The organism is Halalkalibacter okhensis, from assembly GCF_000787375.1.
Taxonomy (GTDB): Bacteria; Bacillota; Bacilli; order Bacillales; family Bacillaceae_D; genus Halalkalibacter; species Halalkalibacter okhensis.
Genome location: NZ_JRJU01000002.1, coordinates 20,689 through 41,878, shown reverse-complemented (window position 1 = coordinate 41,878; position 21,190 = coordinate 20,689). Strand labels below are relative to the sequence as shown.

Genomic DNA, 21,190 nt, shown 5'->3' with positions numbered 1-21,190 from the left:
ACCTTAGGTAGGGGTCTATTGTTTTCTATAGGGAGGTGAAATTCATAATGTTAACAGTGAAACAAGTGGCTGATTTAACGGGGATAACAGTTAAAACGCTCTACCATTATCACAAGGTTGGTTTATTACAACCTTGTGAAATTACCGAATCTGGATATCGGTTGTATGGAAAAAATGAATTAAAAAGATTACAAAATATTTTGTTTTATAAGGAATTAGATTTCTCGTTGGATATCATTCAAAAAATATTGAGTGAAAGAAACGTTACTATGTTTTACTTGAGCAAAAAGAATTGCTTGAAAAGAAAAAAGAGAGAATTAGTCTTATATTAAGTACGATTAATGAAACCATTTATTTTGAGGAGAGTGGAAAAGCAATGACTGAACAAAACATGTTTAAAGGGCTAAATAAAGAACAATGGCAGGAGCAGTTAAATGAGCAAAATGAGTATTTAAGAGAAAACTACCAATATGAAATTCCTGTAGATGATATAAATAGTGAGGAATTGGATGAGTCAGCTAGAGAGTCACAAGAGTTTATGGGGAAAATGGCTTTTGCGTTAAAGGAGGGATGGGGTGTTGATGATGAAAGAGTGAAGCACCTTATTTCCGATCATATTAATTTTATCAATGATCATATCATGGAGTTAGATGCGAAAGGTTTTGTTGAATCTACTTGGTTTTTTGTTAACGATGAATTTCATAAAAACATGCTAGAAGAACAACAAATTGGCTTAAGTTATTATTTGTATACTGCCTCTGTCCATTATGCGCAATAGGTTTGGACCGGTGAAATAATGATATTTAGAAAAGTATTAGTAGAAATGAGCACTTTAATGAAATAATATAGCAGATGAAACTTTTATTATGAAAATTTTCAGGCAAGGGTCTTTCTAGAGCTGTTTGGTTAATCTTTAATTTAAATCAACAAATAGATTGCAAGATTAAAGAGGCTACTCATTAGTTGATCCAACTTTTGAGTGCCTCTTTTTTTCACGTTATTTCCTTAATTGAATCCGGTAGACAAATAGTATCCTCATTTTTTCCTTTTACCAAAATGGTATCTCGATCACGATACAATAGGTAGGATGAAAGGAGAAAGGCTAAAAAGTCAGATATGGGAAAAGCGAGAAATACACCAGTAACGCCGAAAAAGCTTGGTAGAATGATTACTAATGGAATTAAAAAAATAACTTGTCTTGATAGTGAAAGGATTAAGGCAGGTTTAGGCTTGCCTAAAGCTTGATAAATTCCTCCTGCAATAATTTGTACTCCTACTACAAAGAAACAAGCAAACATCACTTTCATAGCGTCAGAACCTATTTCAATAAAAGTAGGGTCATCAGTGAAGATCCGCATACCGTGCTCTGGGAATAAGAAGACAAGGATGACGACAAGTATAGAGTTAATGACAACAAATTTAAATGATAACCATATCGTTTCTCTCATCTTTTGAAATTGTTTTGCTCCGTAGTTATATCCGACAATAGGTAACATTCCTTGCATCACACCAATCATCGGCATTACTGCAAATCCGATTAGACGCTGTACAATACCAAAGGCAGCTAAATACATATCGCCACCGTGTTGAATGAGCATGGCATTTATTGCAACCATAATAAGGCTGTTCGATGCAGATTGTACAAAGGCAGGGAATCCAATTGTCGTAATTTCTTTCGCTACAGAAACCCTAAACCGTACATTGCGTAACTGGAATGATAGTGTGCTTTTGCCTTTGTAGTAATAGAGGAAAATAAACACACTCATAATCCCTTGAGATACAACAGTTGCAATTCCTGCACCTAAAACGCCAAGTCCTAATCCAAAATCAAAGATGAAAATAGGGTCTAAGATCAAGTTTATTATGGCAGGGATAATGGTTGCTTTCATCGCAAACGTTGCATTTCCTTCTGAACGTAAAAGGCTATTTGTTGCCATTTGGAATCCGATAAATAGAAACCCTAAGAGAATAGGAAGCATATAGTCATAGGCGTAATCCATTATATTTTCTGTGGCTCCAAATAATAAGAGGATATCTTCTAAGAAGAAAACCCCTAAGATCAAGCTAATAAAACTGATGATCAGGATTAGAAAAATGAATGTTCCAAAAACCATATTTGCATCTTCATCTCTTTTTTCTCCTAACCGTCTTGATATGATAGAAGCTGCACCGATACCAACAGCACTTGATAATGTCATGACAATCATCATGACTGGAAATGCTACAGTCAATCCTGCAACCGCATCTACACCTTCTGCATATGAGATGAAGAAGATATCAACGACATTAAATAATGCCATAACAAATAGGCCGACCATCGCGGGAATCGATAAATTCCATAACAACTTCGATGGCTTTTCTGTCCTAAGTTTCTCACTCGTATTTAAAGTTTGGTTATTACGTTTCAATTTTTATTCTCCTTATCGGACTGGTCGTCAAGCTTTGCCGAGCGACCAGTCCGTTTCATTACATTTCGCTAGCAAGCATGTGTGCAGCTGTTTCGTGCATCTCTTTAAGACCTGAGATTTCAGCAAATTCAGCTACAGTGATGCCGCTTGTTGTTAGAAGTTCTACAATATGCTCATCCATTCTTGACCACGTTTTTCCACCTGCGTTGTCATAAGCGTCGATTAACTTTGTTAGTCCATCATTCCCAAAAAGGAGGTGATGGGCCATGAAATCGACAGATACATCTGCAACTCCAACTTCTGTCCAGTCAATTAAGCCCGTTACTTGATGATTTTTATTAATCAGGATATGACCTGGATGTAAGTCGCCGTGTTTTACCCCTACATGGGAGGGCCAAAGGGAGTCTTCGGCAAGCCATGCTTGCCAGCGGTCCCATAAAGTTGGATTAATCTCATATTGTTTCTTTACCCGTTCCATTCGCTGTTTCATGGAAGTTCTTAACTCACTGGCAGGAAGAATTTCAACGCCAATCTGTTTGAATTCTTCTTGAGGCAATGAGTGTAAATCTGCTAGGGCTTTTCCTAATGATTGATAATACGCAGGAGGTACATTGGATTCATCAAAACTCCATACATAGTTCTGTTGCTCCACGTCAATCGTCGCTGCAGGAATGCCACTTAGTTGCTTATAAGCAATTAAATCTTCAGAGAAGATAGACCAATCCGGAACTTGAAAGCTTGCATGGTGCTGAATGATATCTAATGCTTTTTTCTCTTGGCGTGCATGTCTCATTGATTCTGGTCTACGTGGAATTCTTAGGATCCATTTATCATCATGTTGATCTTTGGCGTAGGCTACTTGAAAGTCAACACCAGACTCATTGATTTTGATGCTGTTTTCTACAATATCCAATCCTTTATTCGTTGCTAATTGTTTAAGTTTAAGTGTATTCATGTTTATTTCCTCCAAATGTTCTCTAATAAATTTGTTTGATTCTTTTTTCTTGTATTTCATATCTATGATCTGCCACACGTTTGACAAACTCACGGTCATGGCTAACCAATAAAACGGTTCCTTCATAATTGAGCAGAAACGTCTCGAGTGCTTTCATGCTATGAATATCTAAAAAGTTTGTTGGTTCGTCTAATATGAGCATATTATAAGAGCCAAGAAACAGTTGGCAAAGTTTTAATCGTATAGCCTCACCGCCACTTAACTGAGAGGTATCTTTTTTTAGATCGTTTCCTGTAAAGTTCATCGCATGCAAAACAGCTCGGATTTTGCTTTGTTCGTAGTGGCTGTTTTCTTTCATAAATTCTAGAACTGTTTTATCCTTACTAAATTGATAATCAAGTTGTTGATACACACCAAAAACGACTTTGGGGGAGAGGGTAATGCCTTCTCCGTCATGAAGGATATGGTTTAATAACGTTGATTTTCCAGACCCATTTGAGCCAGTAATGGCAATGGTTTTGCCCAACGGGAACTGAAAGCTTGCATGGTCAAACAGTAGTGTATCCTTCATTTTAATGGTTAGTCGGTCTGCCATGATCGGAAACTTATTATGCAATTGAAGCAGTTTGGGTTGATGAAAGCGAATCGTCTTTTCCGTCTCTATCGCTTTTACTTCTTCTAATTGTTCTACTCGTTTTTCTAATGCTTTTGCCGCTCGCTGAACCGACTTTTGACTAGTATCTTTTTGTTTAGTCATAAACATGCGGTTTGCAGGTGTATTTGCTTCTTTTTTTGACATAGACTGGTTTGCTTGGGTGATTTTCTTTGCTTTTTTCATTTTTTCATCTGCAGCAGATAACAGCCTTTGTTTTTCCTTTACAAATTTTTCATGTCGTTCTTGTTGTTGGATACGTTCAAGTTCTTTTTGACGTTCATAATCAGAATAGTTACCTGTATATTCAATGATTTCGCCCTCATTTACTTCCCAGATCTTGGTCACGAGCTGATCAAGTAGAAAACGGTCGTGACTAACCAAAATAAGAGCTCCATAGTAGTACATTAATTCCTCGATCAAAAAATCAACGCCCTTTGTATCAAGGTGAGTAGTCGGTTCGTCAATAAGCAGCCCTTCATGATAAGTAGAAAATAGCTGAGCTAGCTTCAACCGAGTTTGTTCTCCACCACTCATTTGTGTGGCATGACGATCTGGTACGTTTAATTGGCGAAGTAATTTAAAATCGGATGCTTGATAAGTAGGGGACTCGGTTTGTTTAAAATACCCAAAATCAATCAAACGGTTTACATGTCCTTTATTAGGTTGGAGATCTTGGTGTAAAAGCTGTAATAACGTGCTTTTTCCACTGCCGTTTTTCCCAACGACACCAATTCGATCAAATTGATGGACTTTCAGGTTATGAATCGTGAGAATGGTTCGGTCCAAAAATGAAACTTCTATATCTTTCAATTCCAAAACTAGTTTTTGCATTATTACACTCCCTTTTTTATGGAATTTAAAGGGATGTAATCATAAAAAAACCACAGACAGGCTACTGTCTGTGGTAAAGAGTAAACGAGGTATAGCAAAATAAACGTCTTCCTTCGTAAGAGCGAAAAAAAACATACGAAAAAAAGACAGATGAATATCTGCCTTTCTTCACGTCAAAAGTGTATACTTCTCCGTTGAAGATTATTAAAAATGTGCAGACTACTCCCGTTTACTCTGCTTTATGAAAACAGAGCCTTTGAACATATTAAGTTACCTATTGTTCAAAGTTTGCTGGCGTAATCTTCCTGATGGCATCATTTTTAATAACCCTCCTTTTCGTAATATAACATACACTATACATTCGCTTATTATGATTGTCAATAAAAAATACTGAGAAAGCAGTGTCATGCCTTTATAGATGTGGAAGATTAATCGTATATTACAGCTTTTCCTTGTTCACGTAAATCTTTTAAAGATGTAAGCATATGATTGATTTGCCCTTAGGAATGTCGTTCCTAAGAACGTAATTCAGCTATTATTTTCAATGGCGATTTAGACCTATAAGAACGAGTTGATTTTTCAGTGTATCTTTAACCTAGTTCATTTTACAATAAAATGTTTATAAAGTTGCTTTGTCCTGTCTGAATGCCTTTCCTCTCCATAAAATCAAAAGGGCGATTAGTAAGCCAATCATTGTGAACGATAAGACAATATTTTGTATATCAAAACCTCTAGTGACAAGCAAAGTCACACCTGCATACGCAAGCGGGTCAAAACCGTTCATTGCTAAGAAAATAACACTCATGACTCTTCCCATAATTCTTGGATCTGTATTTTCTTGTGCCGAAGTAAAAAATGGAATCGCAACAAATGTCATAGTAAAACCAATAAAGAATGCCAGTATGGTGAGAACATATAGATTTGGAACTTGACTAAAACCAATACCGACAATTAACGTTGCAATTAAGCCGGTAATTGAAGTCAATCCACGGCGCTTAATCTTTAAAAAACCTAATACAGCAGTACTCGTAAGCATACCTAGCCCCATACCGAATTCAATGAAACTCAAATTAATAGGTGTACCACCATATGTTTCAACTAACATAGGAATGGCAATTGTTATCGCACCGAATGCAAAGAAATTTAAAGTAACTAAAATTAGAATTCCAGTTAATAGGAATTTACTGGCCTTTACATAAGAAAAACCTTCTTTAAGGTCGCGAAATGGTGTCTGTTTCACTGTATTTGCAACAGGACCTTCTTTTAAAAATGGTGGAAACATAAAAAGTGCTGATAAAAGAACAATGATGGCTGCAACTAAATAACCTGCAGTGACCCCGAAATACTCCATTACACTTCCGGAAATGATAGGCCCGATAATGAAGCCAATTTGCCCCATGCCTTGAACAATCGCATTTGCTTGTTGTATTTGATCTTTATCGACTATTTTTGGTATCAATGATGCCCCTGCTGGTCCTGAAAAAGCATCCAATGTCCCAAATATCATACCCAATAGTACAAGATGTGAGATTGATAAGCTAGAGGTATAGGATAATAAAAAGATCAACACAAGAATGACTCCTTGAATAAAACTAGTAGTAAACATGATTACCGTTTTTTTAAACTTATCAGCGATAATACCTCCGAAAGCCATCATTAGAATTCGAGGAACAGTAATAGCGATAAGGACAATTCCCAGAGAACGAGCGGATCCTAGCTCTGAAATGGCAAACCAAGTAGTAGTTGTAAAAAACGTACTAAAACCTACGAGTGCCAAAAAACCACCTATAAAAATAAATAAAAACGGACGATTTTTTAATAATGATTTTTGTGTTTCCATAACTCACATTCCTTTCACTTAATATATAATTAGATTAACGTGTGACGTAAGGTCTTAGGCAATACTTTTATTTTTGAAAGGGTTATTTACTTATGAAGTCTCTTTGATATAGTGATTATCGAGTGGTTAAATTACATATATGAAATTGAAACGAGGGATTGTATAGATGGAGTTAACGATCGGGCCATTCTCAAAACTAGTAAATACAACAATTAGAACCTTAAGGTATTATGATAAAATGGAACTTCTCCAACCGACATATCGCAATGATAAAGGACAAAAAGTATATACGCTAAAAGAGTGGGAATTGTATCAAAAAATAAGCGTCTTTAAACAATTGGGTTTGTCATTAGTTGAAATTAAAGACCAACTATCAAAAGAAAAGTTGAATACTGAAGAATTATTAAATTTACAAGAGCAAATGATTGAACAAAAAATGGAAGAACTAAACGACTCCTTACAAACAATAAGAAGGATGAAGGAACTGTATGAAAAAGAGTCCTTCTCTAACAATGAATTAGAGGATTTTACTTTTATCATGCTAGATCTATTTAGGAAAGAAAAGAAACAAATTAAAGCACTGGAGAAACATTTTCAGAATAATCCAAGTAAATTAGAAGAAATTGAGTCTCTCAAAGACCCGCAATTAAAAAAAGATCGCGATAAAGCTACAATAGAATTACTCTCTATTACAAGGAAGTTGGTATTAGATAATGGTACGGTTAATAACCCGGAAATGCATGAGGCTATAAATAACCTTATTACACCTTCCACGAGAACTTTGCTTGATCTAGTACAGGACAAGACATTTATGGAGAAATATCAGCATGAATTTAATACTTATATCCCTGAAGATTTAGGTTTATATATGTACGAAGGGTTGAAGGCTTATTTTGCTAATCAATCGAGTCATGAAGAGGATAAAGAAGATTCTTCTGGACCGCGGGGACAGGTTCGTCGTCCCTAAACTGGCGGGAACTCGTACGCGTATATGGAGTTGATGGATTATGATTGAGGGATTAAGTTAGCATCTGGAACTTGTCACACGTCTAATCAAATCTCTTCATCGTTCTTTATGGTCTATGTCAGTGGCTTTCGAGGAGCGAGTGGCAATTGATGAACACAGACTCAACAGATGAAGTGCGAGTATTGCTTGGAGACTTTCAATTAAATATTGTTGAAACTCGTATGTAAGAAGAGGTTTCTGATACCGGTACTTTAAAGTATCGGATTAGAAACCTTTTTGTATAGCTTAAAAATCGTAATAGTAGTTTAAGTGTGTTGAGGTAAGGTGGAAATTGTGATAGGTGAGGAGGGGGATCGGAGAATCTGGTGATAACTAATATAACTGTAGAAACGAACGTAATGAGTAAAAAGAGAGCAAAATGAGTGGTTAATAACTAGTGGTAACTGGTAACCCACAAGATTACTTAACTAGTATTGGAATACTAAGTTGCTTTTTTCTTTGAGCAATCATCAAACATAATTTCCTTTTTTAAGTTGCTAAACTTTTAAAGTTAATGTGCTACTTCTCCTCAAAAATATCTTCGTCTCGATTTGCTTTCTCAATATTGCACTTAACATAACAATAGTATATTGTTTTATTCTCTAGACGGTTCATCAACTTAAACTATTAAACTGAATGTTGGAGGTATTTTACTGAATGAATAAACAGGACCAAATAAATATGATTAGAGAGGATTTTATTAATTGTCAAAAAGTACTACTGGCAATTGGTGATGAAACTCGTCAATCGATCTTGTTAGTTCTAATGGGGACGGATTGTCAAACAGGATTACGTGTTGGTGAAATCACTGAACAAACACATCTTTCTCGACCTGCTGTGTCCCATCACCTTAAGGTATTACGTGATGCTGGCGTTATTTTAATGCGTAAAGAAGGGACAAAAAACTTTTATTATATTAATGTAAGTACGGAATTAGGTTTATTAAGAACGCTTATGTTAAATATTGATAAGTTCATGCAGAACTATTATGGAAATGATGGAATGTAAACACACATTATTAGGAGGTCTAGGCTATGAGAGCAATGATTATTAATAAATATGGGAAAGTGCCAATGCGTTTGGCGGAAATGCCCACACCTGAAATTGGTGAAAATGAGGTACTCGCAGAAATTCATGCAGCTAGTTTTAATCCTGTTGATTTTAAGATACGCGAAGGGAAAGTGAAATTATTAGTTAAATATAAAATGCCTCTTATTTTAGGGAATGACTTTTCTGGTGTTGTGACAAAAGTTGGCGAAAAAGTGACTCGCTTTAAAGTTGGTGACGAAATATATGCACGTCCACGTAAAAGTAAAATCGGTACTTTTGCTGAATATATCGCTATTTCTGAAGATGACATCGCCTTAAAACCTAAAAATTTGAGTTTTGAAGAAGCAGCCTCGATTCCACTGGTTGGGCTAACAACCTATCAAGCCCTAACAGATATTTTGCAATTACAAAAGGGACAAAAGATTTTAATTCAAGCTGGTGCTGGTGGTGTTGGTACATTTGCTATTCAAATGGCAAAATTAATGGGTGCCACTGTTGCAACAACTGCGAGTGATGCTGGTATGAATTTAGTAAAATCGCTTGGCGCAGATGAAATAATAAATTACAAAACAGAGAAATTTGAAGAGAAACTGAAAAACTATGATGCCGTATTTGATACACTTGGGGGCGAGATACTCGAAAAGTCTTTCGAAGTGATAAAAAGCGGAGGGAAGATTGTTTCCGTTTCGGGATTACCAAATGCCCGTTTTGGTAAAGAATATGGTTCAGGATATTTTAAAACGTTGTTGTTTTCAGTAGCAAGTCATAAAATTACTGCACTTGAAAAAAAGCATAATGCACAATATACATTTTTGTTTATGAAGCCGAGTGGAGAGCAATTACGTTTAATCGCAAACTATATTGAGACTGGCAAAATCAAACCTATAATTGATAGAGTTTTGCCATTTGAAGATGCTCAAAAAGCGATGGAGTATGCGGAGTCTGGAAGGGCGAAAGGGAAAATAATATTAAAAATTAGATAGTTGTTAAATGGTGCAAAAAAATAGCCTAACTTTTTATTTATTAGTGATCCTACTAAATGGAGCTTACATGTAGTAACTGTTCAATAACATTGATATGGTGGACTTTTTAACCGTAGATTAGATTTTTAGGGCTTGACTACGAGCCTCTGTGGGCATGATTGGTCTTGAAAAAACTGAAGCCGTTGTTTCATCAGGCGTGCCAGCTTATCATACCCACTCCTCCAAGTAAAGCCCTATCTTTGTTTACGTTGAAACCTATAATTATTTACTCAATGTAACAAGTAAACAAAGTTAGAAAATAGGCTGATTTTATATCGTTACCTGCGTTAAATACGGTCAAAAATCACACTGTGATTTTACTTCAGAAGTCATAAAATAAGAAATTAAATCACCTTGTATGATTTAAGAAGATAACGTTCTATAAACTCAGCTAAACCATCATCTTCGTGGTGTCCAGTAACGAAATCAGCTGCTGCTTTCACCTTTTCACTAGCGTTTCCCATTGCTACACCAGTCCCGACATGACGAAGCATCTCTATGTCATTTGGGCCGTCTCCAATGGCTACGACTTCATTTGGCTTTATTCGAAAAGCATCTAGTAAGCTTTTTATAGCTGCCCATTTGGAAACATTAGGAGCAACCAACTCAAAACCATCATTCCAATCAATAACTTCCGCTTCTTCTTTGAACAAAGAGGATATTTCAGGACTTGTTGTACCTGTACGTACACTATATTTGAGAACTTCTTGATAATTAGCCTGCCTTAAATCCCCTATATAACGTGGTGGAACTCCTCCGATTTTTGTCCAATAATCAATTTCTTTATTTGTTTCCTTACAATAAAGTCCGTTTGGCGTATGGATAAGAACATTCCAAGGAATTTCTGCTGTTAGATGGTGAAATCGCTCTTCGTTCAAATGTACAGTTCTCGTTTGAATAGCTCTTCCTTTTGTTGCATCGTAAATAGCAGCACCGTTTAAACAGATCATTGGGGTTCTTAACCCAATTTCTTTATGATAAGGAGCCGTTACTTCATAATGTCGACCAGTGGCAAGACATACCTTGACTCCTTGATTCATTAGCTTATAAATAGCTGTCAAATTTCGACGAGAAATATTGTTTGAGGCTTTTAATAGTGTTCCATCCATATCAATAAATATTGCGCGTACATTCATTTTGTAATGCCTCCTCATTCGTTGGTGAATTCATCATAACAATTGAGTATTAATGGCTAGTAAACTCTATGTATAGATTAAGTGAAGATTATTTAGAAGCCGGTGTTCCTGGGATGGGTTAACTACGTAAAATTATAAATCTTGCTTCTTTCGATAAAAATCATCTGATTAAGAAACAACTACTTGAACTAGCGGAAAACAGAAAAAGCTGATACGGAGTTTGAATTGAAAAAGTAGTATCACCATGTTAATATATTGAGTAGAATGACAGTCAGTCATTTTGGTTTTTAGGAGGAATGATAAATGGCGACAGAAAATAAGTATGAAATGATCGTGAATGCATCAATTAAAGTGATGAAAGAAAAAGGGTTTGAAAAAGCATCCGTATCACAAATCGTGAAGGAAGCGGGGGTTGCTCAAGGAACCTTCTATCTATACTTTGATTCCAAAAGTGCTGTAGTACCAGCTATTGCTAAACGAATACTAAATACTCTTTTTACAAAGGTAAAGGAAGTTCATCTTCAAGATAGTCATATTTTTGATACCATAGATGCGCTTGTTGATATCACCTTTGAGATAACAAGAGAATACAGAGAGTTAATTTTATTCTGTTATTCTGGATTGGCGTATTATCACTCACTTGAAATTTGGGAAGAAATTTATCAACCCTATTATAACTGGCTTGAATGTCAATTAAAGAGTGCAAAGGAAGCTGGATTATGTACGTCCAAAGTCGAATTGGCTCCTTTAGCAAGGATGATTATAAATGTTATCGAAACCTCTGCGGAAGCATTTTATCTTTCAAATCAGGGTAGCAAAGAAACAGCTATTAACAAGGATCAAGTTGTCATGTTTATAAAAAGTACACTGACTGACTATCAATCATAATTACATTGTTTGAGGTGCACTATGTTAAAATCGTTTGCTGGAGAGAAAAATTTGTTGAAAATATCAGTATTTGTTGCTCTGTTCTTTGCAATATTCGGGGTCATTTGGGGGAGTTTGGTTTCTTCTCAAATCATCTTTTTTGATGGATTGTATTCCTTAGTAAGTGTTATATTATCGCTCCTATCTCTCCTTGTAGCACAATTTATAAAAAAAGGGGACAAAATGAGTTTTCCATATGGCAAAGAAATGTTAGAACCGGTTGTCATTATTATTAAATATGCCGTCATTTTACTGCTGTGTATAATAACCCTTATAACGGCTATTGTATCCCTTTTATCTGGAGGTCAAGAAACAAGTGTAGGGCAGGCTCTTATTTTTGCCTTCGTCAATACAATTGGTTGTGTCGGGGTGTTTATCTTACTAACGAAAAATAAAGGTGAATCAGGCTTTGTTCAGGCTGAGGCGAATCAGTGGAAAATGGATACGTTAATAAGTGGTGCTGTTCTTATCGGATTCATTACAGCACTTCTTATTTCATTTACACCTTTTAAGTATTTAGTTCCTTATGTTGACCCAGTGATGGTCTTAATTGTTGTTGGTTACTTCCTCAAAACTCCAATTGTTGAAATAACCAAGACATTTAGGGAAGTGCTTGAGATGTCTGCAGACCAAAGCATTGAGGCTAAAATCAAAAAAGTAATTACTCCAATTGAAAGTAAGTACCAGATTAGTGAGTCGATATTACGTATTGCCAAGGTCGGTAATAAATTATTTATAGATATAGATTTCATCCTTGGCCCTCAATCAAAGATGGTAACAATTGCTGACCAAGATAAGATACGTGAAGAAATTATTCAGCATACAAAAGACTTAGTATATAAAAAATGGCTTACTGTCTCATTCACAAATGATAAAAAATGGGCGGAAAAGGTGTTTGCTTAAAAATAGGAAGTCATCTATTAGAAGAAATTCAACTTTTTGCGGGACGCGGGGACAGGTTCGTCGTCCCTAAACTGGCGGGAACTCGTACGCGTAAATGGAGTTGATGGAATTTTGATTGGGGGATAAAGTTAGCATCTGGAACTTGTCACACGTCTATTCAAATCTCTTCATCGTTTCTTTTAAGACCTATGTCAGTGGCTTTCGAGAGGTGAGAATGGAAGTTGTTCTAGGCCTGTAGGGAGAAAAAGGGGATGGATCGGGATCAGAGCTAACTACAGAATGGAAGAAACGAACATGATGTGAATAAATAGAGGACAAAAGGGGGCTATTAATTTGAGTTGTATCAGGCACTATTGTAGTAGCCAAATACAGCGCAGTATGATCTACTTTAGCTCCTACAAAAAAACGAGCATAAAGTTGCCCGTTTATAAACCTTAGATTGCAATAGATAATTTATCAATTGCATCTTGTTCTGAGGAAACAAAAAATATATGGTTACCCTTATTACACTCATAAATGAAATCTTTAAGAGGTTTGATAGTATAAGACGAAAAATCTCCAAAGATTGCAAACTTAATATTGTAGTTAATGAACTTTTGAAGGATACCGCCTGCGAGTTTTGTACTGAGTTTAAAGAATTCTTCTGAGATTCCATCTTTGTTTAGTGCGATTCGGTTACTGCCTGTTTCGCTGCTAAGAGTCATTATAAAATCCAACGCACTTTGTTCATCAGATAGAACAATAGAATCTGCACGAGCAATTGCAATGATTTGTCCATTCTTTTCTGCTTTTGTGATATTCAAATTAAACACTCCAATTAAATATAATTATTTATTAAAAGGTACATATGGTACATAAATAATGAGTACGAAAGAGCTGATTTCCATAGCAAGGGATTGCTTTCCAAGGAGAGAACGCTACGATTCGTCACATTCTCTCCTTGAAAATAAAACCAATTCTCTACTTGTGGTTAGGATTAATAGAATATAAAACCACATTTTATTGCATTGTTATAGTCTATAATAAGCCAGAGGCTATGCACCTGTCTAATTATGGACTATTGCTTTTTCATAATACCTGCTGCTTGGAGCTTTGCTAATAGCTTGTTAAAGTCTGCTACTAACTCAGGTAGTGTAGTTGCAGTAGAGTCAGCTTGGTGCTCTATCTGAAAACTAACCTCATCGGGTTGTATCTTAACTAGAGTGCCTAATCCGGGTATAAGCTTTTTACCCTCATGTGCCATCGTTATCACCTCCTGTCGAATTGAACTGATTTCTTAGCTTTTCTTTGGAAAACCTATAAATGAAGGGTGTACGGGAGGCCGTAGTTTTCTGCAGGTATATGAATAGTTCTACTTTAGTCACTGTAGTACCTTTCTTAAATCTACTTGATGCAAATTAAATTGTTAACAAAACCATAATGCAGTACTAATTATATAATTCCTGTTCCTATCCCTTTAACTATACCTTACTAAACTTGATTCGGTAAAAAGAGTTATATACAAGGATAAGCAGGTAGGCGAAAACAAATAGTAACAACACTTGTATATCTATACCCATCAAGGCTAATGAGAACATTAACGCTCCAAACACAAAAATCATCATGTCATATGCTTTCGCTTTTGCCTGATTATTGATTGCCAAATTTCGCTCATCTTTCTTGTCAATCTCCAGTTGCTTTGCTGCGGCGGGAGCCCTCTTTCCAATATGATAAAAGCGCCTATGCTCCCCGTAATAACGTTGCTTTTTTAATGAAAAGATTTAAGCTTGACAAGTAAATCTATTCTGTATTACTATATACCAGTATTCATTATTACTAAATACCTGTGATACAGAGTACTGAAAAATATAATGGAGTATAATGGGTGATCAATTTGGAAAATATCACAGAAATGCTAAAAGGGGTACTCGAGGGTTGTGTGCTTGAGATCATCAGTCGTGGCGAAACTTACGGCTATGAAATCACACAACAGCTGCGAGAACTTGGTTTCAATGATGTGGTTGAAGGTACAGTTTATACGATTACCATGCGGCTTGAGAAAAACAATTTGGTGGACATCGAGAAGAAGAGATCCACTGTCGGCCCGCCGAGAAAATTTTACAAACTCAATGCAGCAGGTCAAAAGCAACTTGAGATTTTTTGGGGAAAATGGGATTTTATCTCGACGAAAATGAACGAACTCAAAATTAAAGAAATCAAAAGGAGAAGGTAAAAATGAGTTTTATTGAAAAAATTATCGGAAGTCTAGATGAAAAGCGGGAGTGGAAGGCGATGGAGAGGCGTGCGAAGGCACTACCAAGTGAGTACCATCACGCATACAAAGCTATCCAAAAATATATGTGGACCGCTAGTGGTGTTACTGAGTGGAAGGACATCAAACATATTTTTGGCGGCCTTCTAGACCTCTTTGAGGAAGGTGCAGCAGAAGGCAAGAAAGTCACTGACCTCACGGGTGATGATGTGGCCGCTTTCTGTGACGAGCTAGTGAAAGATTCGAAAACTTGGATGGATAAGTATCGTACGAAGTTGAATGAGACAATTTGGAAAAAGTAAATTGAATAGTTAATTCCCACTGAATAGCTGGTTAGAAATGTGAAGTGTCACCACCACTATTCAGTTAATTTTTAACTAGGTAGTAAGTGATACAGAATATCAGTAATACTTAATAGGTAGATAAAGGTGAAAATAGCGCCCTGAAGCGCTTTTATGAGGAGGAAGAAAAAATGAGCAATTTAGCAATTTCAGTAAAAGGGTTAAAAAAAGTTTTAAAGAAAAGGAAGTTTTAAAGGGGGTAGATTTTGAAGTACAGCGTGGCGAAATTTTTGCACTGCTTGGCTCAAATGGAGCGGGTAAGACGACGACAGTTAACATTCTCTCGACAATGATGAAGCCAGATGCAGGTAAAGTTAGTGTTTGTGGCTTTGACGTCCAACACCAATCGGAACAGGTTCGCCAAAGCATCAGCCTGACTGGCCAGTTCGCAGCTTTAGACGGCATTCTCACTGGGGGAGAAAACCTGAAGATGATTGCGAAGTTACGTGGGGTTCCCAATCCCGCTCAAGTTACTGATAATTTGCTAGCAAGGTTTGGACTTTCTGATGCGGCTAATCGTCGCGCTGACAAGTATTCAGGGGGGATGAGGCGCCGACTTGACATCGCCATGAGCCTGATTGGGAAGCCGCCAGTTATTTTTCTCGACGAACCGACAACAGGGCTTGACCCCGAAGCACGGATTGAAGTTTGGGAGACAGTCAAAGAACTCGCTGGTGGTGGCACGACCATTTTGCTGACCACCCAGTACCTGGAGGAAGCCGAACAACTAGCGGACCGTATCGCTATCCTACATGGCGGAAAGATCATCACGACCGGTACCCTTACCGAACTCAAAGAAATGTTCCCACCAGCGAAAGTGGAGTACATTGAGAAGCAGCCGACATTAGAGGAAATTTTCCTCGCGATTATCGGCAAAAAGGAGGAAATTTAAATGAAAAGTAAAACAGGGGTTTTACTAGGACGTTTAATGCGCAACATTATGCGCAGCCCAGATACGATCATAACAGTCGCGATTACGCCAATTATGATGATGCTACTGTTTGTATATGTATTTGGCGGTGCTATAGAGACAGGGACGGATAACTATGTTAATTATTTACTGCCGGGAATCTTGCTGATGGCTATTGCTTCCGGCGTCGCTTACACTTCTTTGCGGCTGTTTAATGATGTAAAGAGCGGACTGATGGCACGTTTCGTTACCATGCCCATCAAGCGGTCGTCAGTATTGTGGGCACACGTGTTGACCTCGCTTGTTTCCATTGCGCTTACTGTAGTGATGGTTATTCTTGTAGCGCTCTTGATGGGCTTTCGTTCTAGTGCTGGTATTCTGGATTGGCTCATGGTCGCTGGAATACTTGGGCTTTTTACACTGGCACTGACATGGCTGGCTGTTATTCCTGGATTGACAGCAGGTTCTATGGAAGGGGCAACAGCTTACTCGTATCCGCTGGTTTTCCTTCCGTTTATCAGTTCGGCCTTTGTTCCGACCGAAACCATGCCTAAAATTGTTCGTGTATTTGCAGAGAACCAGCCAGTGACGTCCATCGTGAATGCGATCCGTGCTCTCTTGTACGACGGGTCTGTTGGCAACGATATTTGGACCTCGCTTGCTTGGTGCATCGGAATCATGGGCATCGCTTACTTCTTCGCCAGTAAAGAATTTAAACGTAAGTTAGGATGAGAATACCAGAGAAAGTGGAAATTGTTCAAAGCTAAACATAAAGACATTTAATCAAAAAATCGCTAAGGCTTTGAAAAAATAACAGAAACGTAGTATATAGGCAAAATCCTATCAAACTTTTATCTAGGTACTGCGCTATTTATGTATTGGTGGTTGATTCTCAACAATCGGTATAGTTTGATTAAGGATATAGTTTAGTATAATAGTAGGAACAGCACCATAAGTAAGGAGTTTTTCTAAAAAATTATAACAGCACCGTACCTACGTGTTAGGGTAGGTACGGTGCTGGTTTGTCTGATTAGATGAAGAGAGTAGTTAGCTTGGCTCTCTGTTTTCTCTAGCTGATAAATAAGTGATATCATTATAATATAAGGAGGGCTTTCAGAATGGATACGATAATATTTGACGTTGATGACACACTATATGATCAAGCACAATCTTTTCATAAAACGGTGAGGAAGCTTTTTCAAGAGCCATTTTCAGACGAAGAAATCGATCAATTATATAAAGCTAGTCGCAAGTATAGCGAGATTTTATTTGATCAAAGTGAAGCAGGTGAAATATCCCAATTTGAGTGGCAAACTGGACGTATCATGGCTGCCTGTAAGGATTTTAACATCCCTATAGATACGGAAAAAGCGACTATTTTTCATGAAACGTATGTGACCGAACAGAAAAACATTACCTTGTTTCCGGAAGTCGAAGAACTACTAAATGTACTTTACAAAGAAGGGAAACAACTTGGGATTCTTACAAATGGTGAAGAGAAACATCAAGCAATGAAAATTAAACAGCTCAACCTTAGTCGTTGGGTGCCGGCAGAAATGACGTTTATTTCTGGAACGATTGGTCATGCAAAACCGAAAAGAGAAGTATTTGATTTTATTGAACAGAAAATCGACCTTGACCAAACCCAAACCGTGTATATCGGGGATAATTTTGAAAAAGACATTATCGGAGCAAAACAAGCAGGCTGGCAAGCAATCTGGATGAATCATCGTAAGAAAGATTTGCCGATAAATGCTACCTATAAACCAGATAAAGAAGTACATAGTGCCAAAGAGTTGTTAGAATTATTTGTGAAAAAGGCTTAGGTCAAACATGACACTTTTTCTCCTTCTTAGCCTAATTACAACTCCTCAGCTAATCGATGTTTTCGAGCCACTCAGTTAAGCTAAGAAAAGCAGAAGACCCAAAGCTTTTCGGCTATAGGTCTTCTGTCTAAATCCGAATTTATATTGCTACTTTAGAGTTGCAATGCATAGGTACTTTTAATAAAAATCAACGATACCGCTCTTCCTTAAAGGGATTTGCCGTCATAGAATAGCCCAGCTCCTCCCAAAATCCTTCTTCATCTTCTTTCATGAATTGAATGCCAGTAGCCCATTTCGATCCCTTCCATAGGTAAAAGGAGGGAGGAGGGATAAACCTTAATGGATAGCCATGCTTTGGTGTTATTTCCGACCATTGTTCCTGATTGACATCCTTATACCGGTACACGAACAACGCATCATCGCTCATTAAATCCTTCAGCGGTAAATTTGCCGAGTAACCAAATGGGTCCCCATTATAGTAACCGAATATTTTTACATAATGGACGTCTGGACGAAGCTTTACTTTGTTTACTAACTCTCGCAACGTAATCCCTTCAAACGCCATTCCAAACTTGGACCATGTCGTCACACAGTGCATGTCAATTGTAGAAATCGTTTTTGGTAAATCCATCACTTCAGAGTAAGTGTACGTTTTCTCTTCTTCCACTTCGCCAAACAGTTTAAATCTCCATGTTTCTTCGTTAAACTCATACACGTTCCCTTGATGTAAAACAGGCCATTTCTCTGTTTCGAATTGTCCAGGAGGTAATTTTGCCATGATTTTTTCCTTTCTATGAAAAAAATAGTATTTGTATGCTTTTATTAATAAAAATGATACCGATTTTGGGATTTTTTCGCAACTAACTGAAATGCTATTAGTGTGGTAGACAATAGGGAAGGATTCTGAATCAAAACAACAGGATCAATTCGGCAGTCTATATCGAGTAACGAATGGATGTTTTCCAAAAAAAGTAGTGTGCGAACGCACGCCTTCAACTAAGTCATTTCAATTTAAATCATGTATTCTTCCTGTTATGATAAAAACAAATCACTATGTATCGTGGCGCATAATTACGAAACGAATCAAACAAATCCAAGGTCCAACTAAGTAAATTAAATAGAAAGAAGTGGATATTCCATGGCAATAACTAGACCGACAAAATCCATCAATGAAATAGCCTTTTCCGTCCTTGACCTTGCATCCATCGTACAAGGGGGGACGCCGAGCCAATCCTTCCAACATTCGATAGAGTTAGCTCAGTTAACGGAAAAACTAGGATTTAAACGTTACTGGTTAGCGGAGCACCATAATATGCCTGGCATAGCAAGCTCTGCAACATCCGTAGTCATCGGACATGTGGCGGCACATACTTCTACTATACGTGTAGGATCCGGTGGAATCATGCTACCCAACCATTCGCCATTAGTAATAGCGGAGCAATTCGGAACTCTCGAAGCTATGTTTCCAGGCCGAATTGATTTAGGGTTAGGGCGTGCACCGGGCACGGACCAACGAACAGCTAAAGCCCTTCGCGGGGCAAACTATACCAATGGCGATGATTTTCCAGAACAATTAGAACAACTGCAAGCCTATTTCCAAGGTTCGGAAGCGGTACGAGCAATCCCTGGTGAAGGAGCAAATATCCCTATTTGGTTGTTAGGTTCTAGTGGGTTTAGTGCCCGATTATCAGCACAACTCGGGATGCCGTTTGCTTTCGCCAGTCACTTTTCACCTGAAAACACACTACCAGCCCTGGAATTGTATTACGAGAACTTCCAACCGTCGGAGGACTATAAAGAGCCTTACGCAATGGTAGCAGCAAACGTCATCGCGGCGGATACGGATGAGGAAGCAGAATTGCTTGCTACTTCCATCAAACAAAGCTTTCTAAACATGATGAGGAACACACCAACACAGTTACAACCACCAGTAAAGAATCTAGATGAGCTCATGAGCCCATATGAAAAGGCAGTTTTAGAAAAACAATTAGGCTCCACGATCATCGGAAGTCCTCTTACTGTAAAGAAAAAGCTGCAATCCTTCTTAGATGAGACGAAGGCAGATGAGATAATGGTGAGTACAATGGTCTATGACCACAACGCCCGACTCTACTCCCACCAACTTGTGGCAGAAATATTGGGGTTATAGGAAAAGGACACTGATAAAGTGGTCCACGGGGACAGGTTCGTCGTCCCAGATGACTCTATATCAAAGTGTTGATACTCGTAAATAAGAAAAGGTTTCTGTCCTAGTTACTTTAAAGTATTTGGGATCAGAAACCTTTTTGTGTAGCTTAAAAATCGTAATAGTAGTTTAGGTGCCTGGAGAGTAAGATGGAAACTGTGATAGAGAGGAGGGAGAAGGAAGAGATTGATTGGAGACCTGGAGATAACTAAAATAATCGAACGTAATGAGATAAAAAGTGTACAAAATGAGATGTTATTAACTGGTGGTAACAGGTAATATTGCTTGTTTTTACTACATAGTAAGAGGGATACTAAGCAACAAATTCTATTTTAAATGAGTATAGAATAAAATTCTTTCACTTATATCGACCTCCATTTCAGTTTTTTTATTGCAAATGCAATATAATTAAGTTAGATTTAATACGAGGTTATCTTTGTTGTATTTGCAACAAAATTAGTTGCTTCAGGAGGTCATTATGAAGGAAATTCTTCGTGAAATTGGAATGATAGCAAGAGCACTAAATTCTATAAGTAATATAGAATTCAAAGAATATGACCTGACAAAAGGGCAGTATTTATACCTTGTGCGCATATGTGAAAATCCAGGAATCATTCAAGAAAAGTTAGTTGAGATGATAAAAGTAGATCGTTCAACAGCAGCTCGTGCTATAAAGAAACTAGAGATAAATGGATTCATTGAAAAAAAAGATGATGAATATAACAAAAAAATAAAAAAGCTTTTTCCAACAGAGAAAGGGAGTAATGTTTTTCCTTTCATAAAAAGAGAAAATGATCATTCCAATAAGGTGGCATTAGAGGGATTTTCAGAAGGAGAAGTGGAGACGATGTTTAATCTTCTTCAAAGAGTGAGGACAAATGTAGAAGTTGATTTTGATTTCGTGAAAAAAGGAAACAAGAGAAATTATTAATTAATATAGAAGG

General features: G+C 37.3%; 22 protein-coding genes and 2 pseudogenes. 14 read left to right on the top strand and 10 right to left on the bottom strand.

Translation table 11 applies throughout. The features are described 5' to 3' along the window. Positions 1 to 47: 47 nt before the first annotated feature. Positions 48 to 332, top strand: coding sequence for a MerR family transcriptional regulator (locus tag LQ50_RS25665; RefSeq protein WP_237563620.1), 285 nt, complete (start codon positions 48 to 50; stop codon positions 330 to 332). A gap of 44 nt (positions 333 to 376) precedes the next feature. Next, positions 377 to 778: a TipAS antibiotic-recognition domain-containing protein gene (locus LQ50_RS25660; protein WP_202595339.1), complete on the top strand. Its 402-nt coding sequence runs from the start codon at positions 377 to 379 to the stop codon at positions 776 to 778. Between the two features lie 214 nt (positions 779 to 992). Here LQ50_RS25660 and LQ50_RS01990 read toward each other — a convergent pair whose 3' ends face one another. The 5 genes and pseudogenes from LQ50_RS01990 to LQ50_RS01975 form a co-directional block, all read right to left on the bottom strand. Further along, positions 993 to 2,408 carry an MATE family efflux transporter gene (locus tag LQ50_RS01990; RefSeq protein WP_034625553.1) on the bottom strand — a complete coding sequence of 472 codons (1,416 nt, stop codon included), beginning with the start codon at positions 2,406 to 2,408 and terminating at the stop codon, positions 993 to 995. A gap of 58 nt (positions 2,409 to 2,466) precedes the next feature. Next, positions 2,467 to 3,363: a macrolide 2'-phosphotransferase gene (locus tag LQ50_RS01985; protein WP_034625550.1), complete on the bottom strand. Its 897-nt coding sequence runs from the start codon at positions 3,361 to 3,363 to the stop codon at positions 2,467 to 2,469. Between the two features lie 22 nt (positions 3,364 to 3,385). Next, a complete protein-coding gene (locus tag LQ50_RS01980) occupies positions 3,386 to 4,849 on the bottom strand; it encodes an Msr family ABC-F type ribosomal protection protein (protein WP_034625548.1) in 1,464 nt (487 codons plus the stop codon). A gap of 428 nt (positions 4,850 to 5,277) precedes the next feature. After that, a pseudogene (locus LQ50_RS25910) lies at positions 5,278 to 5,424 on the bottom strand (NAD(+)--rifampin ADP-ribosyltransferase); the annotation flags it as partial. Between the two features lie 44 nt (positions 5,425 to 5,468). Next, positions 5,469 to 6,689 carry an MFS transporter gene (locus LQ50_RS01975; RefSeq protein ID WP_034625545.1) on the bottom strand — a complete coding sequence of 407 codons (1,221 nt, stop codon included), beginning with the start codon at positions 6,687 to 6,689 and terminating at the stop codon, positions 5,469 to 5,471. A gap of 166 nt (positions 6,690 to 6,855) precedes the next feature. On the opposite strand from LQ50_RS01975, the gene LQ50_RS01970 reads away from it, so the two are divergent. The 3 genes from LQ50_RS01970 to LQ50_RS01960 all read left to right on the top strand — a co-directional run bounded on the left by LQ50_RS01970 (position 6,856) and on the right by LQ50_RS01960 (position 9,728). Continuing rightward, positions 6,856 to 7,656 (top strand): MerR family transcriptional regulator, encoded by an 801-nt coding sequence (locus tag LQ50_RS01970; RefSeq protein WP_034625544.1) that lies wholly within the window; start codon positions 6,856 to 6,858, stop codon positions 7,654 to 7,656. A 696-nt stretch (positions 7,657 to 8,352) separates the two neighbouring features. Continuing rightward, the gene (locus LQ50_RS01965) at positions 8,353 to 8,703 is read left to right on the top strand and encodes an ArsR/SmtB family transcription factor (protein ID WP_034625541.1); all 351 of its coding nucleotides are present in this window, start codon (positions 8,353 to 8,355) and stop codon (positions 8,701 to 8,703) included. A 26-nt stretch (positions 8,704 to 8,729) separates the two neighbouring features. Continuing rightward, complete coding sequence (locus LQ50_RS01960) at positions 8,730 to 9,728, top strand: NADP-dependent oxidoreductase (RefSeq protein WP_034625540.1); 999 nt, start codon at positions 8,730 to 8,732, stop codon at positions 9,726 to 9,728. Between the two features lie 383 nt (positions 9,729 to 10,111). On the opposite strand, the gene LQ50_RS01955 is transcribed toward LQ50_RS01960, so the two are convergent. Then, complete coding sequence (locus LQ50_RS01955; protein WP_034625538.1) at positions 10,112 to 10,903, bottom strand: Cof-type HAD-IIB family hydrolase; 792 nt, start codon at positions 10,901 to 10,903, stop codon at positions 10,112 to 10,114. Between the two features lie 303 nt (positions 10,904 to 11,206). Here LQ50_RS01955 and LQ50_RS01950 point away from each other — a divergent pair, with 303 nt between their 5' ends. Both LQ50_RS01950 and LQ50_RS01945 read left to right on the top strand, forming a co-directional pair. After that, positions 11,207 to 11,791: a TetR/AcrR family transcriptional regulator gene (locus tag LQ50_RS01950; protein WP_034625535.1), complete on the top strand. Its 585-nt coding sequence runs from the start codon at positions 11,207 to 11,209 to the stop codon at positions 11,789 to 11,791. Positions 11,792 to 11,812: 21 nt separating this feature from the next. Continuing rightward, positions 11,813 to 12,733 (top strand): cation diffusion facilitator family transporter, encoded by a 921-nt coding sequence (locus LQ50_RS01945; RefSeq protein WP_052144530.1) that lies wholly within the window; start codon positions 11,813 to 11,815, stop codon positions 12,731 to 12,733. 434 nt (positions 12,734 to 13,167) lie between these two features. On the opposite strand, the gene LQ50_RS01940 is transcribed toward LQ50_RS01945, so the two are convergent. The 3 genes from LQ50_RS01940 to LQ50_RS26615 all read right to left on the bottom strand — a co-directional run bounded on the left by LQ50_RS01940 (position 13,168) and on the right by LQ50_RS26615 (position 14,400). Then, positions 13,168 to 13,536 (bottom strand): DUF4180 domain-containing protein, encoded by a 369-nt coding sequence (locus tag LQ50_RS01940; RefSeq protein WP_052144529.1) that lies wholly within the window; start codon positions 13,534 to 13,536, stop codon positions 13,168 to 13,170. Between the two features lie 254 nt (positions 13,537 to 13,790). After that, positions 13,791 to 13,976, bottom strand: a complete 186-nt coding sequence (locus LQ50_RS25655; protein ID WP_034625533.1) for a hypothetical protein — start codon at positions 13,974 to 13,976, stop codon at positions 13,791 to 13,793. 217 nt (positions 13,977 to 14,193) lie between these two features. Next, positions 14,194 to 14,400, bottom strand: a complete 207-nt coding sequence (locus tag LQ50_RS26615) for a DUF6442 family protein (RefSeq protein ID WP_505669560.1) — start codon at positions 14,398 to 14,400, stop codon at positions 14,194 to 14,196. A gap of 206 nt (positions 14,401 to 14,606) precedes the next feature. On the opposite strand from LQ50_RS26615, the gene LQ50_RS01925 reads away from it, so the two are divergent. The 5 genes and pseudogenes from LQ50_RS01925 to LQ50_RS01905 all read left to right on the top strand — a co-directional run bounded on the left by LQ50_RS01925 (position 14,607) and on the right by LQ50_RS01905 (position 18,061). Continuing rightward, positions 14,607 to 14,945 carry a PadR family transcriptional regulator gene (locus LQ50_RS01925; protein WP_034626003.1) on the top strand — a complete coding sequence of 113 codons (339 nt, stop codon included), beginning with the start codon at positions 14,607 to 14,609 and terminating at the stop codon, positions 14,943 to 14,945. 2 nt (positions 14,946 to 14,947) lie between these two features. Next, complete coding sequence (locus tag LQ50_RS01920; protein WP_034625530.1) at positions 14,948 to 15,286, top strand: DUF1048 domain-containing protein; 339 nt, start codon at positions 14,948 to 14,950, stop codon at positions 15,284 to 15,286. Between the two features lie 170 nt (positions 15,287 to 15,456). Continuing rightward, a pseudogene (locus LQ50_RS01915) lies at positions 15,457 to 16,217 on the top strand (ABC transporter ATP-binding protein). Continuing rightward, entirely contained in the window at positions 16,218 to 16,967 is a 750-nt protein-coding gene (locus LQ50_RS01910; protein ID WP_034625527.1) for an ABC transporter permease, read from the top strand. It begins immediately after the preceding pseudogene. A gap of 386 nt (positions 16,968 to 17,353) precedes the next feature. Continuing rightward, a complete protein-coding gene (locus tag LQ50_RS01905; RefSeq protein ID WP_034625524.1) occupies positions 17,354 to 18,061 on the top strand; it encodes an HAD family hydrolase in 708 nt (235 codons plus the stop codon). Between the two features lie 187 nt (positions 18,062 to 18,248). On the opposite strand, the gene LQ50_RS01900 is transcribed toward LQ50_RS01905, so the two are convergent. Then, complete coding sequence (locus LQ50_RS01900; RefSeq protein WP_034625522.1) at positions 18,249 to 18,839, bottom strand: molybdopterin-dependent oxidoreductase; 591 nt, start codon at positions 18,837 to 18,839, stop codon at positions 18,249 to 18,251. A 360-nt stretch (positions 18,840 to 19,199) separates the two neighbouring features. Here LQ50_RS01900 and LQ50_RS01895 point away from each other — a divergent pair, with 360 nt between their 5' ends. After that, positions 19,200 to 20,210, top strand: a complete 1,011-nt coding sequence (locus LQ50_RS01895) for an LLM class flavin-dependent oxidoreductase (protein WP_034625519.1) — start codon at positions 19,200 to 19,202, stop codon at positions 20,208 to 20,210. A 514-nt stretch (positions 20,211 to 20,724) separates the two neighbouring features. Continuing rightward, positions 20,725 to 21,177, top strand: a complete 453-nt coding sequence (locus tag LQ50_RS01890; protein ID WP_034625517.1) for a MarR family winged helix-turn-helix transcriptional regulator — start codon at positions 20,725 to 20,727, stop codon at positions 21,175 to 21,177. Positions 21,178 to 21,190: the final 13 nt, after the last annotated feature.